This is a genomic window from Rhizobium sp. CCGE531, assembly GCF_003627795.1.
Classification (GTDB): Bacteria; Pseudomonadota; Alphaproteobacteria; order Rhizobiales; family Rhizobiaceae; genus Rhizobium.
Genome location: NZ_CP032684.1, coordinates 372,838 through 386,542, shown reverse-complemented (window position 1 = coordinate 386,542; position 13,705 = coordinate 372,838). Strand labels below are relative to the sequence as shown.

Annotated in this window: 12 protein-coding genes; 4 read left to right on the top strand and 8 right to left on the bottom strand. The window is 60.2% G+C overall.

Annotated features, from left to right (window positions below):
* Nucleotides 1-17: 17 nt before the first annotated feature.
* On the bottom strand, nucleotides 18-881 hold the full coding sequence (locus tag CCGE531_RS01870) for a MurR/RpiR family transcriptional regulator (protein ID WP_120662665.1): 864 nt from the start codon (nucleotides 879-881) through the stop codon (nucleotides 18-20).
* 274 nt (nucleotides 882-1,155) lie between these two features.
* On the opposite strand from CCGE531_RS01870, the gene CCGE531_RS01865 reads away from it, so the two are divergent.
* Genes CCGE531_RS01865 through CCGE531_RS01855 form a run of 3 tightly spaced genes read left to right on the top strand, consistent with a single transcriptional unit; the run spans nucleotide 1,156 to nucleotide 4,245 of the window.
* Nucleotides 1,156-1,641: a hypothetical protein gene (locus CCGE531_RS01865; protein WP_120666381.1), complete on the top strand. Its 486-nt coding sequence runs from the start codon at nucleotides 1,156-1,158 to the stop codon at nucleotides 1,639-1,641.
* An 11-nt stretch (nucleotides 1,642-1,652) separates the two neighbouring features.
* Nucleotides 1,653-3,128, top strand: coding sequence for a M81 family metallopeptidase (locus tag CCGE531_RS01860; protein ID WP_120662664.1), 1,476 nt, complete (start codon nucleotides 1,653-1,655; stop codon nucleotides 3,126-3,128).
* A gap of 1 nt (nucleotide 3,129) precedes the next feature.
* Nucleotides 3,130-4,245, top strand: a complete 1,116-nt coding sequence (locus tag CCGE531_RS01855; RefSeq protein WP_245458954.1) for a D-TA family PLP-dependent enzyme — start codon at nucleotides 3,130-3,132, stop codon at nucleotides 4,243-4,245.
* A gap of 175 nt (nucleotides 4,246-4,420) precedes the next feature.
* On the opposite strand, the gene ugpC is transcribed toward CCGE531_RS01855, so the two are convergent.
* The 6 genes from ugpC to CCGE531_RS01825 form a co-directional block, all read right to left on the bottom strand.
* Nucleotides 4,421-5,554, bottom strand: coding sequence for a sn-glycerol-3-phosphate ABC transporter ATP-binding protein UgpC (ugpC, locus tag CCGE531_RS01850; RefSeq protein ID WP_120662663.1), 1,134 nt, complete (start codon nucleotides 5,552-5,554; stop codon nucleotides 4,421-4,423).
* A gap of 84 nt (nucleotides 5,555-5,638) precedes the next feature.
* Entirely contained in the window at nucleotides 5,639-6,868 is a 1,230-nt protein-coding gene (locus CCGE531_RS01845; RefSeq protein WP_120662662.1) for an extracellular solute-binding protein, read from the bottom strand.
* A 36-nt stretch (nucleotides 6,869-6,904) separates the two neighbouring features.
* Nucleotides 6,905-7,762: a carbohydrate ABC transporter permease gene (locus tag CCGE531_RS01840; RefSeq protein WP_120662661.1), complete on the bottom strand. Its 858-nt coding sequence runs from the start codon at nucleotides 7,760-7,762 to the stop codon at nucleotides 6,905-6,907.
* Nucleotides 7,759-8,643, bottom strand: coding sequence for a sugar ABC transporter permease (locus CCGE531_RS01835; RefSeq protein ID WP_120662660.1), 885 nt, complete (start codon nucleotides 8,641-8,643; stop codon nucleotides 7,759-7,761). Before CCGE531_RS01835 ends, CCGE531_RS01840 begins: the two co-directional genes overlap by 4 nt.
* A 13-nt stretch (nucleotides 8,644-8,656) precedes the next feature.
* Nucleotides 8,657-9,817, bottom strand: a complete 1,161-nt coding sequence (locus CCGE531_RS01830; protein ID WP_120662659.1) for a Gfo/Idh/MocA family oxidoreductase — start codon at nucleotides 9,815-9,817, stop codon at nucleotides 8,657-8,659.
* 195 nt (nucleotides 9,818-10,012) lie between these two features.
* Entirely contained in the window at nucleotides 10,013-10,369 is a 357-nt protein-coding gene (locus tag CCGE531_RS01825; RefSeq protein WP_245458952.1) for a hypothetical protein, read from the bottom strand.
* A gap of 233 nt (nucleotides 10,370-10,602) precedes the next feature.
* Between CCGE531_RS01825 and CCGE531_RS01820 the strand changes: the two genes are divergently transcribed.
* Nucleotides 10,603-11,469 (top strand): glycosyltransferase family 25 protein, encoded by an 867-nt coding sequence (locus CCGE531_RS01820; RefSeq protein ID WP_205586460.1) that lies wholly within the window; start codon nucleotides 10,603-10,605, stop codon nucleotides 11,467-11,469.
* A gap of 103 nt (nucleotides 11,470-11,572) precedes the next feature.
* On the opposite strand, the gene CCGE531_RS01815 is transcribed toward CCGE531_RS01820, so the two are convergent.
* Entirely contained in the window at nucleotides 11,573-13,555 is a 1,983-nt protein-coding gene (locus CCGE531_RS01815; protein WP_120662658.1) for a nucleoside-diphosphate sugar epimerase/dehydratase, read from the bottom strand.
* Between the last annotated feature and the right edge of the window lie 150 nt (nucleotides 13,556-13,705).

Sequence of the window (13,705 nt, the reverse complement as noted above, 5' to 3'; positions counted from 1 at the left end):
CGGTAGCTCCAGACGGTCTAGTCCCCGAGAAGCTGGCGGTCGTCGCCGTCGCGATGGGCCACGAGCTGTTGCTTGATACGGCGCAATATCACCGTTGCCTGCGGCTGGATGCGATAGGCGACCAGGCTGGCGAGAATGTCGACCACGGCAAGATAGGCGATGCGTGTCGACGTCGGCCGATAGATATTGTCGCCCTCCGGCAGATCGACCGGCAGCGTGATATCGGCGGCATGCGCCACCGGGCTTCCGCTCTGCGTCAGCGCGATGGTCGGCACCTTCGCTTCGCGCGCCAGTGCGAAGGCGCGCACCAGCTCGGCATTGCGGCCGGAGAAGGACGAACCGATCAGCACATCCGTCGGCTTCGCAGCCGCCGCCATCATCAGCTGCATGCTGTGGTCGGAACTTGACGTAATCCGCAAGCCGAACCGGAACAGTCTGTTCTGCAGCTCGCTGGCGATCATCGAGGAATTGCCGCCAGAGCCGAAGGCATAAATCATCTCGGCGCCGGCAAGCCGGTTTGCCGCCTCTTCGATAGCGGCGACATCCAGGCCGCGATGCAGCAGGAAAAGCGCATTCTGCGCCTTGGTGATAATGTCCTGGGCAACGTCGGCCGGCGCCACGCTCTTCGGCTCCGGCTTGAGATAACGCATGCCGACATAGGCCGTGCGCGCCAACTGCACCTTGAAATCGGAAAAGCTTTCGCAGCCGAGGCGGCGGCAGAAGCGCGTCACCGTCGGGGGCGAGACGTCCGCCTTGCCCGCAAGCTCAACGATGGAAGCATTAACAGCGAATTCGAAATCGTTGAGGACGATATCGGCGATGCGGATTTCCGATTGCGAAAGTCGGCCCCTCTCGTCCTGCATGGTCGTGAAGATATCCATCAGCCCCCCTTTGCCGCTGTTTTCCAAACGTCTGACACGTAGTAAGCGACGCAATCCATCTCAATCTCACCATTCCCGCCATTGCCTGTGGACAGGCTTGCGAGCGGGCGCATGTTGCCATTCGTCCCCATCCAGCGGAAACCTTGACGTGTGATGGCCGCCATGCGGTTCCTGCAAATTATTTTCTTGATAAGTTGACAAGTGACCATAGAAAGCAGAATTTGACCAGTGAAAATCGAAAATCATGAAAAGAATTTAAATGACGGCGGCTGCAATGCGTGATCCTTTCAAGAATCCCTTCCCTGCCAGCGATGCCATCAGGCATTCGATCTGGGAAATGCTCGTTTCGCGCGATATCGACGCTTTTCTTGCCGCCGATTGGTCAATGGTATCAGGCGATTTCGTCGAGGAGGGCTTCATCGGCATCGACGGCCGGCGCGAGATCAGCCCCGACAAGTGGCGCCTCGCTTTCCCGACGCTATCTGCCTATCGCGACGAGTGGCTGCGCCAGGCGCGCGATTTCGCCACGCAATCCTTCGCCGAAGATCCACGCACGGCCATTTTCACCACGACGACGCTTGAAGATATCGAGATCGAAGGCGACATGGCTCTCGTGCGCAAGAAATTCGATGGCAGCCTGAAGAAGTCGGATGGCGGCATCGACGTGATGAAGTGGCAGACCCTTTACTATTGCCGCCTGCATGAGGGGCGCTGGAAGATCAGCGGCTTCACCGGCTACCTGCCGAACCCCATGGAATAGAGGCGACAGCGTTGCGCATTTTCACCGCGACCCTCGCGACCGAGACGAATACCTTCTCCCCCATCTGCATCGACCGGCGCGCTTTCGAAGCCTCTCTCTATGCGCCACCCGGCATGCATCCCGAAACGCCGACGCTATGTTCCGCGCCGATCACCGTGGGACGGCGCATTGCCGCGCAAAAGGGCTGGGACGTAATCGAAGGTACCGCCACCTGGGCCGATCCGGCCGGGCTGGTAAACCGCCGGGCCTATGAGGAGCTGCGGGACGAAATCCTCGATCAGCTGCGGGCGGCAATGCCTGTTGATGCCGTCGTTCTCGGGCTGCACGGCGCCATGGTCGCGGATGGTTACGAGGACACGGAAGGCGATTTCCTGTCGCGCGTCCGCGAGATCGTCGGACCTGATATCCTCGTCTGCGCCGAACTCGATCCGCACAGCCATCTGACAGAAAAACGCCTCGCGGCCGCGAATTTCTTCGTCTATTTCAAGGAATTCCCGCACACTGATTTCGTCGATCGCGCCGAGGATCTCTGGCGCATCGCCATCGATACGCTGGAAGGCCGTGTCAGGCCCGTCATGTCGGTGTTCGACTGCCGCATGATCGACGTCTTTCCGACATCGCGCGAGCCGATGCGCTCCTTCGTCGACAAGATCATGGCGATGGAAAAGAGCGACGCCGACATCCTGTCGATCTCGGTCATTCACGGCTTCATGGCCGGCGACGTGCCGGACATGGGCACGAAGCTGCTTGTCGTCACCGATAATAAGCCGGATAAGGGATTTGCCCTCGCCCGCGATCTCGGGCTGGAGCTCTTCTCCAAGCGCGGCACCTTCATCATGCCGCAGATCGATGAGAAGCAGGCGGTAAGCCAGGCGATGGCCGCAACCTCGGGCCCGGTCGTCATTGCCGATCTCTGGGACAATCCCGGCGGCGGCACGGCGGGGGACGCCACGGTCGTTCTGCGGGAACTGCTCGATCGCGGCGCCACCGATACGGCGATCGGCACGATCTGGGATCCGATGGCCGTGCAGATCTGCATGGCGGCCGGCGAGGGCGCGGAAATCCCGCTGCGCTTCGGCGCGAAATCAGCGCCGGGCACGGGCAATCCCATCGATGGCCTCGTCAAGATCATCCGTCTCGTCACCAATGCGGAGATGCGCTTCGGCGAGAGCTTCGCGCCCTTCGGCGATGCCGCGCATATTCAGCTCGATGGTATCGACATCATCCTGAATTCGACGCGGGCTCAAAGCTTCGATCCGAGCCTGTTTTCCGTCATGGGCATCAATCCGATGACGAAGAAGATCCTGGTCGTCAAGTCGACCAATCACTTCTATGCGTCGTTCTCCAAGATCGCTGCGCAGATCCTTTACTGCTCCGCGGGGACGCCCTATCCCAACAATCCGGCGCGCACGCCCTATCGCCGCGCGCGAAAGGACATCTGGCCGATGGTGGCGGATCCCTTTGCAGAAGAACGGAAAGGTGCCTGACATGGCCCATCACATCGCTCATGACATCGCCTCGGAAATCAGCCCCAAGCCCGGCGACGGGATCGACGCGCTCTCGACGCCGCGCCCGATCATCGATGAAGACCGACTGGCGGGCAACATCGCGCGCGTGCAATCCTACATGGATGCGCACGGCCTGAATTTCCGGCCGCATATCAAGACACACAAGATTCCAGCCCTCGCGCGCGCGCAGGTCGCCGCCGGAGCCAAGGGGATCAACTGCCAGAAGATCACCGAAGCGGAAGCCTTCGCCGACGCGGGCTTCGAGGATATCCTGATCACCTTCAACATCCTCGGCCCCGAAAAGCTTGTTCGGCTTTCGGCCTTGAACGATCGCATTTCTGGCTTGAAGGTCGTGGCCGACAGCACCGTCACGGTCGACGGGCTCTCCGCCTGGTTTGCCAAGCGCAAGCCGCTGACCGTGCTGGTGGAATGCGATACCGGCGGCGCGCGCTGCGGCGTGCAAACGCCTGCGGAGGCTGCCGCTCTCGGCAAGCATATCGCCGGCAAGCCTGGCCTCGCCTTCGCCGGCCTGATGACCTATCCGAAGCCGGACAACGCCGCCGCGACGCAGGCATTTCTCGCCGAATCCGTGGCGCTGTTGAAGAGCGAGGGCATCGAAAGCCCGATCGTCAGCAATGGCGGCACGCCGAGCCTGTTCGAAGCGCATCTCGTGACCGCAGCCACGGAGCACCGTGCCGGCACATACATCTACAATGACCGGTCGATGGTGCGGGCCGGCCATTGCCGCGAGGAGGATTGCGCGATGCATATCCTCGCCACCGTCGTCTCGCGGCCGACCGAAGACCGGGCCGTCATCGATGCCGGTTCGAAGGCGCTCACCTCGGATCTTCTCGGCTTTGCCGATTACGGCCAGGTGGTCGGCTATCCCGACGCCGTCATCAAGGGGCTTTCGGAGGAGCACGGCGTCATCGACCTGTCGAAGTGCACCGGGCCGCGCCCGCAGATCGGCGACAAGATCCGCATCATCCCGAACCACACCTGCGTCGTCTCCAACCTTTTCGACCAGATGGTGTTTCATCGCGACGGCGTGGTGACGCGTGTCGAGGATGTCGCTGCACGCGGACTGGTCTGGTAGGCGATCTTCCATCAGCCCTCGTGGTTGCTTCCGGGGCCACCCTCGTCCTTCGACGGGCTCAGGATGAGGGCGGAGCAAGCTATAAGCTGGGCGAGATGATCAGTCCTCATGGTGAGGAGGCCCAAAGGGCCGTCTCGAACCACGAGGGCGGATGGTTCTTCCGGGGCCGCCGCCCTTAGGAAGCGGCCGAATTCAGCAACCCCATGTCGATTTCGGTCAATTCCACCCGTCGTTCGAAGGCCTGGCCGCTCTCGTCGAAAAGGTGGCAGTCACCGACGCTGATTCCGGTCTTGAGCGGCGCATCCATGCGGATGGCGGCGCTGCCCGGCAGGGTCGCGCAGAAATTCTCGTCGATGCCATCAGCCGCGGCATAGGCGACGGTCTGCGCGCCAAGATGCTCGACAACGTTCGGAACGATGGTCAAGGTCAGGTCGCCGCCGGCAAGCTGGACATGTTCGGGCCGGATGCCGAGCGTCAGCATCTTGCCCACGACGCCCTGGCGCGGCGCTACGGGCAATAGGGCCTTCTGGCCCTTGTAATCCACCTCGATGCCGGTCTCGCTGACATTGGTGCAGGTGACAGGCAGGAAGTTCATCTTGGGATTGCCGATAAAGCGGGCGACGAACGTATTGGCCGGCTTGTGGTAAAGCTGCAGCGGCGCGCCGACCTGCGATATTTCGCCGGCATTCAAGACGACGATGCGGTCGGCCATGGTCATGGCTTCGACCTGGTCGTGCGTCACATAGATCATGGTCGCCTGCAGCTGCCGGTGCAGCTTCGCCAGCTCGATGCGCATGTCGGCGCGCAGCGCGGCATCGAGGTTCGACAGCGGCTCGTCGAAGAGGAAGATCTTCGGCTCGCGCACGATGGCGCGGCCGATGGCAACGCGCTGGCGCTGGCCGCCGGACAGCTGACCTGGCTTCTCCTGCAAGCGCTGATCGAGATGGAGGATGCGGGCGGCATGCTCGACCTTGGCCCTGAGCTTGTCTTCCGGCATCTTCTCGACCCGCAAGGGGAAGGCGATGTTCTCGAACACCGACATATGCGGATAGAGCGCGTAGGACTGGAAGACCATGGCGATGCCGCGCTTGACCGGCGGCAGATCGTTGACGCGCGCACCATCGATCATGATGTCGCCGCTGGTCACTTCGTCGAGACCGGCAATCATGCGCAGCAGGGTCGACTTGCCGCAGCCGGACGGACCGACGAAGACGATGAATTCACCGTCCGTCACGTCGAGCTCGACGCCCTTGATGACCTCGAAATGACCATAGAATTTTTTGACCTGATGAAGGTGCAGCTTTCCCAAACTCTGTCTCCGCGCGGCGCCGCTACTTGGCGGGCAGGGCTACAAAGGCCGCGCGCGACGCGCGCGGCCCGGTGACTTGCAGGCTTACTTGTATTGCTCGAGATCCGCGGCTGCCTTTTTCAAGGCATCCGCCGGCTGGGCCTTGCCTGTCACGACCGCCTGGACCATCTCGATCATGACGTTCTGGAAGCCCTTATAATCCTTGAAGAGCGGTTCGGGACCACCATAGGCGATGCCGTCGATGAACGGCTTCCAGGACGCGTCCTTCTTGACGAACTCGTCCACCAGCGGCGACGGGCGCAGCGGCGTGAGGCCGGCGCCGCCCTGCAGTTCGTATTCCGCCTGCGGGCCTGGAGACGTGATGAACTTGGCGAACTCGGCTGCCTTGTCCTCGACGCCAGAACCCTTGAAAATGGCAAGGCTGTCGGTGATGAGCAGCGTGCCCTGCCCCTTGGCCGAAGGGCCGAGCGGCAGCGGAGCGACACCCCAGTTGATCTTCGTTTCCTTCAAACGAGCCGCGGCGCCGGAGCCGGCCTGGAGCATGCCGACCTTGCCATCGAGGAAGATGGCGCGCATTTCGTTCTGCTCATAGGCCGTCGGTCCTTCGACCGAGTAAGGCGTAATATCCTTGTAGGCCTGGAGGGCGGCCAGCACTTCCGGGCTGTCGAGGGTGATCTTGTCGCCGTCGATGACCTTGCCGTTGTTGGTGTAAACCCAATGCAGGAACTGGTGCATGGTGTTGTCGAAGGTCTTGGCCGAGAGACCATAGCCGGGGGTGCCGGTCTTTTCCTTGATCGCCTTGGCGTCGGCGATTTCCTCGGCCCAGGTGGTCGGCGGCTTTTCCGGATCAAGACCGGCCTTCTTGAACAGGTCCTTGTTCCAGTAGAGAGCCTTAGTCGAAAAGGCTACCGGTGTGCCCCATTGCTGCCCATCGATAGTGACAGTATCGACGATGCCCGGATAATAGGTCTTCTTTTCGTCATCCGTCATCGGGATCGGAACGATCATATCGTTGTCAGCGAACTGCTTCAGCGTGCGCGAACCGACATAGGCCATGGCGACGGGCGTACCGGCAGCAGCAAGCGTCGTTGCCTTATCCTGGCACAATTCCCAGCCGACGAGTTCTGGCTTGACCGCCCAGCCGGGATTCTTGTCTTCCCATTGCTTGATATATTTCACGTGGATCGGATCGATGCTGTCGCCGCAATAGATCCAGCTGATCTCCTTGTCGGCGGCCTGGGCATTCACGGCGCCAAGCGCTGTGGAGCCAAGCAAAGCAAGGGCGAGAAGCCCCCTCTTGAAATGGAATGTCACGTTTAAGCTCCCGTTTTCTCTGGTGGTTGATTGATTTTATTGCTTCACCGCGCCGGCGGTCAGACCGCTGACGAGATACCGTTGCAGGAAGAAGATCACGACCAGGGCCGGCGCGATGCCGACGAAACTTGCGGCCATGAGCTCGTTCCAGACGACCTCCTGCCGGCCGAAATAGGCAAACAGCCCCACCGGCAGCGGCATGTATTCCGTTTTAGAATTGAAGGTGAGCGCGTAGATGAACTGCTGCGCATAGGCCTCGATGAAGGAGGAAATCGCCACCACGGTGATGCCGGGCATCGCGATCGGCAGGATGACGCGGCGCAGCGTGTAGAACTGGCTTGCACCGTCCACATAGGCGGCCTCGTCAAGCTCGCGCGGAATGCGCCTGATATAGGTGTGCAGCAGCCAGATGCCGGTGGGGATGATGAAGGCCACCCCCGGCACGATCATGGCGAAATAGGTGTTCAGCACGCCGAAGGAACGCATGAGCCGGAACAGCGGGATGAGCAGCACGGCGCCGGAGAACATCTTGACGGCGAGAAAGGCGCCGAGCAGCAAGCCGGCGCCCTTGAATTCGAAACGCGCAAAGGCATAGGCCGCCGGCACCACGAGGATCAGCACGATGATGGTGATCGAGCCGGAAATCAGGAATGAGTTGAAGATATACCAGCCGAAGCCCGGCACGCTGGTCCACATCGTCCGGTAGGCCGCGAACGAACCGTTTTCCGGGATGAAATGGTAGGGCGACGAAAACAGCTGGCTCAGCGGCTTCAGCGAAACCAGGAACCCTTCGACGAAGGGTGCCAGCACGAAACTCAGGAACAGAAGGATTCCGGCATAGATGCCGATGATCTCGTACCATTTGTAGCGATTGATCATGGCGGGCTGGCTCATCGCTTGGCTCCTGCGGAAAAGCGGCTGGTCAGGCGGAAATAGGCAAGGCAGAAGAGCGACAGGAAGATGCAGATCAACACCGCGCGGGCCGCGCCCTCACCATATTTATAGGAGCCGATCGCGGTGCGATACGTGTCGATGATCATCGTCGTCGTCTCGCCGTTCGGGCCGCCGCGGGTCAGGATCCAGATGATGTCGAAGGAGTTGAACGTCGAGATCAACGAGAGCATCGACATCGTGACCAGCGAAGGCACGAGCAACGGCAGGGTGATGCGGCGAAAGCGATAGAAACGGCCGGCACCGTCGGTCCAGGCGGCTTCGTAAAGATCGTGCGGGACCGCCTGCATGGCCGCCAGCATATAAAGAGTGACCATCGGCACGCCGATCCAGACGTCGGTGACGATCGTCGCCCAGAAGGCCGAGCTGCCATAGGCAAGGAACGCGACCGGGCTGTCGACGATGCCGAAACGCTGCAGCAGGCCCGAAATCATGCCGAACTGGCCGTTATACATCCAGCCCCACATGAAGATGCCGATTGCCATCGGCACGATCCAGGGCGGCATGGTCAGCACGCGGAAAAGCGCGCGGCCGGGGACCGCGGAATTCAGCAGCGCCGCTCCCAAGGTGCCGATGATCATCTTGATCGACACGGAGAAGAACGTCCAGATGAAGGTGCGGACGATGACCGATGCGAATGTTTCGTTGAAGATCTTGCCGTAGTTCTCGAAACCGACCCAATTCGTCACCTTCTTCAACGACGCATCGGTGAAGGACAGGAATACGGTGTCGACCAGCGGATAGGCGACGATGACGATGACGTAGAGGAGAGCCGGAAGAAGCAGGATCCAGGCGAAGATGATTGTGCTGCGTTGAACACCCATCTTGCGCCCCTCCTCAGGCGGCTCTTGAATAGAGAGCTTCGTCGAACTCGTCCCAGATCGGACGGAGATCCACGACGGCCCTCTTCATGCGCGCCTCGTCCATCGAGAGCGCGAGAATGCCCGCTTCCAGCGCGTTCAGCGTCGAGACCGGCAGATGCTGCCCCGATTTGACATGCGAGATGATATCGGCCGCCATCTGTTCGTCGGCGCCATAGTGCTGCGAAAGCGTCGTGCGCGTCGCATAGGTCTTCTCGATCACCTTCTTGCCCGTGAGCATCTCATGGACGTTGAAATAACCGCGAATGAAATCGCCTTCGGCCATGCCGCGCGAGCCCATGATGGCAAAGCGGCGGAACTGGTCCGGCACGTTCAGGTTGGTGTGGAAGTTCATGCCGACGCCATTGGCATATTCGACGATCGCCACCTGGTAGTCGATGATGTCGCCGTCGCTGTCGAAGACCTTGTCCGATCCCATCCAGCCGCTCGGCTTGCGATGGAAAAGTTCGAGATCGTTGATGCCTTCCCTTGCGGGATCGTTTTCCGGGACGAAGCTCTTGCGGCCGCCGAAGCTTGCGACCCTCTCCGGTCGCGCACCGACCACGCCATTATAAAGATCGAGGTCGTGGCAGCATTTCTCCAGCATGAAGCTGCCGGAATAATGCTCGTAGCGGCGCCAGTCGCGCATGAAGAAGGCGCCATGATAGGGCTCGATGTGCTCGGCCGCCTCGATGGAAACAACATGGCCGAGCTTTCCCTCGGCCTGCGCGGCGAGCAGATCGCGGTACATCGGCGAATAGCGCAGCACGAGACCGACCATCAGCCGCTCGTGACCGAATTTCGCCATCAGGCGGGCAAGCTCGATACTGTCCTTGATCGTCGTGACGATCGGTTTTTCGCAGAAAATCTTGAGGCCGGCCTCGAGGCCGATGCGGATGTGATCGAGATGCATGTGGTTGGGCGAACCGATCATCAGCAGATCGATTTTCTCGTTGGCAATCAGCTCCCGAGGCGTCGCATAGGCCTTTCCGGCTGATATGCCCTGCTCGAGCAAACCGGGCAGGCCTGCGGGCTCCGGATCGACATATCCGGCAATCTCGAAGCTTTCATCGATCGCCTTGAAGACATAGCCCAGATATCCCAGGCGGAATCCCAGCCCAATGATTCCCACTCGCATGCTTTTATGTTCCCATTACGTAATTTATTTTCGTAAGCTTGGGGCAAATTTTCGCATTCGTCAACGACGTTCGCGCATTTACTCAAAAACATGAAATTTATTTTCAGATTATCGCCTAAAAAAGCGCAACCCCTAGGGATGAGGCTGCGCGCGATTTGACTGGATTGCTGCTTATATCGGCAGAGCCGGGAGCCATTATCTGTCCGGGCCGTTGTATTGCCAGTACTGATAGTTCGGTTTTCTGGTGCTGCTGGAAATCACACCATCCCGCTCGCAGACGTAACCGAGGCGCGGAAGGCTGCGGTAAAACAGACCTTGACGGAAATCATCCGCGTACAACGTGGTCGTGCGGCATTGAAATTTCTCGTCGGCCGCCATTTTGGGCGCAGTTACGCCCGGCAGGTTCTTGTAAGGATAGACGGGAGCGACATATGGCTTTGGGAGAAGCGGGTTATCGGCGAAGGCCGTCATAGGCATGAGACCCGCCAGAAACAACGCAGCAATGGCGATTTTCGATTTGGTCAACATGAATTGCGACGATCCTTTATCCATGCGGATACGGCATCCCAGCGCCCCACACTCTGAATATAATGACGCCGCCGTTGCACGCCAACAGGCGGCCCGTCAAAATCGCGTTCAAATGATGGTTCCAGGACCGACGGAAATTCGTTCACGCTACGTTACACCAAAGAAAATGCTTTTATCCGCAAATACAACATGGGCGTGCAGTCCCCGTTTGCGACAAGTCATAAGCATGTTATATAGTAGTAAAAATGCCTTCCTAGTTGCTGTCGCCACGATTTCTGTTTGCAGGAGTAACAGTCATTCTCGAACAGATTAATCGTATCCCCCGTCTCGCTGATCCTGACATCGCTGACGAAGCCGCTCAGCAGCTTCGCATCTATGTCATCAATCTCGATCGGTCGCGCGAGCGTTGGGAGCGCCTATGCAGCCAGGCAGTGGAATACGACCTGGATATCACGCGCATTCCGGCTGTCGACGGTCGCGCGATCGCAGAGCGCGATCGCAGGGATTTCCACCCGAAATCGTTTATCTATCATAACGGACGCAAGCTTCTGGCCGGCGAATACGGCTGCTACCGCAGCCATCTGCTTGCTTTGGAGCAGTTTGTCGCCAGCGGCGACAAGATGGCCATCATCATGGAAGATGATGTCGAGCTCAACGAGCGGTTGATCCCACGCGCGATCGCAGCCATGGAAAGCGTTCAAGGCGCGCGTCTCGTCAAGCTCGTCAACCATCGCCTCGTCGGCTTCAAGTCGATCTGCGAAACCACCGAAAACGACGTTGTCGGCCGCTGCATGCATGGCCCGCAGGGGTCGGCTGCCTGTTATATCGTCAACCGCAACGCCGCCAGGAAGTTGCTGACGACGTTGAAGCCCATGCTTCTTCCCTATGACGTCGCCCTTGAGCGCGGCTGGTCGACCGGCGTGGAAACATTCACGACATTTGAAAATCTTGTCGACTTCAGCCCGCACCGCGCCGCCACCACGATCGGCAAGCGCGTGCACTACCGCGCCGTCAAGCGGCATTTCCTGTTGCGGCTGACGGCGCATTGGTTCCGGACATGCGACCAGCTGCGCCGCTGGCGCTATGCCATCAAGGAAGCGGCGGCAACCCTCCGCGAACGCTAGCCTTTTGTTTCTACGCAATTCCGGACGGAAAACCGCTATGCACTTTTCCTGGAATTGCTCTAAGCCCGAGGGAACGGCGGCGGTTCAAGTCCTCAAGACCCCTCTATAGCTGCGCGACATTGTCGAGATTCGGCTGGTCGACCGTCAAATCCGTCTCGCGTTCGCGATAAACGAGATCGACAACTTCGCTGCTGGGCGCATAGCCGGAGACGAGCTTCTGCAGCAGCGCCCTGGCGAGGGGGATGTCGTTTTCGTCCAGCGCAGCCTCCAGCGCGGCAAGCCGCTTCGACAGCTCCGGCCAGGGCAGGAAATCTTCCTTCGCCTGCATGATGCGCGGATGGGTCGTCGATTGCGGGTTGTCGCCGATCAGCAATTCCTCGTAGAGCTTTTCGCCCGGCCTCAAGCCGGTGATTTCCAACTCGATGTCGCCTTCGGGCTCGTCCGCATCGCGCACCGTCAGACCGGACAATTCCACCATGCGACGGGCGAGATCGGCAATGCGCACAGGCTCACCCATGTCGAGCAGGAAGACGTCGCCGCCCGCCGACATCGCGCCTGCCTGGATGACCAACTGCGATGCCTCGGGAATGGTCATGAAGTAGCGGGTGATATCGGGATGGGTCAGCGTGATCGGCCCGCCATCGCGAATCTGCTGGCGAAACAGCGGCACGACCGAACCGGAGGAGCCCAGCACGTTGCCGAAGCGCACCATGGCGAAATTGGTGCTGTCGGTACCTGGCTTGCGACCCGCATCCATCGCCTGCAGCACCATTTCCGCCAGGCGCTTGCTCGCGCCCATGATATTGGTCGGACGTACGGCCTTGTCGGTGCTGATGAGGACGAAACTCTCGACGTCATGATCGCGGGCGGCTTCGGCGGTTATCAGCGTTCCAAGCACATTGTTGCGGATGCCCTCGACGGGATTGTATTCGACGAGCGGCACATGCTTGTAAGCGGCGGCATGGTAGACGGTCTTCGGCCGCCATGCCGCCATGATCTGCCTGATCCGCTGGCCGTCCCTGACGGAGGCGAGAAAGGGAATGATGCGCACATCGGCATGGCCGGCCGAGGCTGCCGATTTCTCCAGCTCGCCGTGAATGGCATAGAGGGCGAATTCGCTCTGTTCTACCAGCAAGATCGAAGAGGGTTCGTTCTTCAGGATCTGACGGCAAAGCTCGCCGCCGATCGAGCCGCCCGCTCCGGTCACCATGACCACCTTTCCGCGTATATTCTTCTCGATCAGATCGCGGGCGGGGGCGATCACATTGCGGCCGAGCAGGTCCTCAATATCCAGCTCGCGCAGATCAGAGACCGCAACGCGACCCTGGGCGAGCGCGGTCAGATCGGGCATGGTCCTGACTGTCACGCGGGCCTTCCGCATGCTTTCGAGGATTTCATTGCGCCGTTGCCGGGTGGCATTCGGCAAGGCCAGCAGCACGCCCTTGACATCGCCCGAGACCACGAGCGACGACAGATCGGCCGGATCGTAGATCGGCAGGCCGCCCATGATGCTGCCATGCAGGTTGCGGTCGTCATCAAGATAGCCGACGACATTCAGCTCGGCGCTATTGGCAAGCGCGCCGGTAAGCTGCCGACCCGAAGAGCCGGCGCCATAGACCAGCACCTTGGCAAGCTGATTGCGATTGAGGAGCCGCTGATAGGCATTGCCGAGCCAGTAGCGCGTCCACATGCGCGACAGGCCGATCGCGATCAGCAACAGCAGCGGCTGCAATATGCCGACCGTGCGCGGCACGCCCGGCACGCTGATTGCGGTAAAAATGGTCATGAAGGCGAGCGCATAGATCGCGATCGCCTTGACGACGGCCACGAAAGCCGAAAGGCCCGCATATCGGAAAATGGCGCGATAAAGGCCAAGGACGATGAAGATCGGTATGGCGACGAGCAGGGAGACGATGGCCGGCAGCCATTCGACGCCTTCGAGAATGACCCAATCGTCAAGACGCAGGCAATAGGCGAACCAGACCGTGAGCACGCAGAGGCTGGCATCGACCAGCAGCGCCAGCGCACGCTTGGTCGAGCGCGGCAGCGCCAGGAACGGCAAAACGAGCTTATCCGCGGGCACCATCGGTCAGTTTTCCTCGGCGCCAGTCATCGGAGCAGCACACCGCTTTTCTCGCATAGATTGTCTCACAAAGTACCACACGACCCCTAATGGCTGCATCGCGCTTCCATTAGCAAGATCCAGTCATTCCCAAAGCCGATTTACATTTAGAAC

Excerpts from the sequence above, each read along its gene's own strand:
- CCGE531_RS01870 (WP_120662665.1), bottom strand. The coding sequence starts at position 881 with ATGGATATCTTCACGACCATGCAGGACGAGAGGGGCCGACTTTCGCAA.
- CCGE531_RS01865 (WP_120666381.1), top strand. The coding sequence starts at position 1,156 with ATGCGTGATCCTTTCAAGAATCCCTTCCCTGCCAGCGATGCCATCAGG.
- CCGE531_RS01855 (WP_245458954.1), top strand. The coding sequence starts at position 3,130 with ATGGCCCATCACATCGCTCATGACATCGCCTCGGAAATCAGCCCCAAG.
- CCGE531_RS01840 (WP_120662661.1), bottom strand. The coding sequence starts at position 7,762 with ATGAGCCAGCCCGCCATGATCAATCGCTACAAATGGTACGAGATCATC.
- CCGE531_RS01835 (WP_120662660.1), bottom strand. The coding sequence starts at position 8,643 with ATGGGTGTTCAACGCAGCACAATCATCTTCGCCTGGATCCTGCTTCTT.
- CCGE531_RS01830 (WP_120662659.1), bottom strand. The coding sequence starts at position 9,817 with ATGCGAGTGGGAATCATTGGGCTGGGATTCCGCCTGGGATATCTGGGC.
- CCGE531_RS01825 (WP_245458952.1), bottom strand. The coding sequence starts at position 10,369 with ATGGATAAAGGATCGTCGCAATTCATGTTGACCAAATCGAAAATCGCC.
- CCGE531_RS01815 (WP_120662658.1), bottom strand. The coding sequence starts at position 13,555 with ATGGTGCCCGCGGATAAGCTCGTTTTGCCGTTCCTGGCGCTGCCGCGC.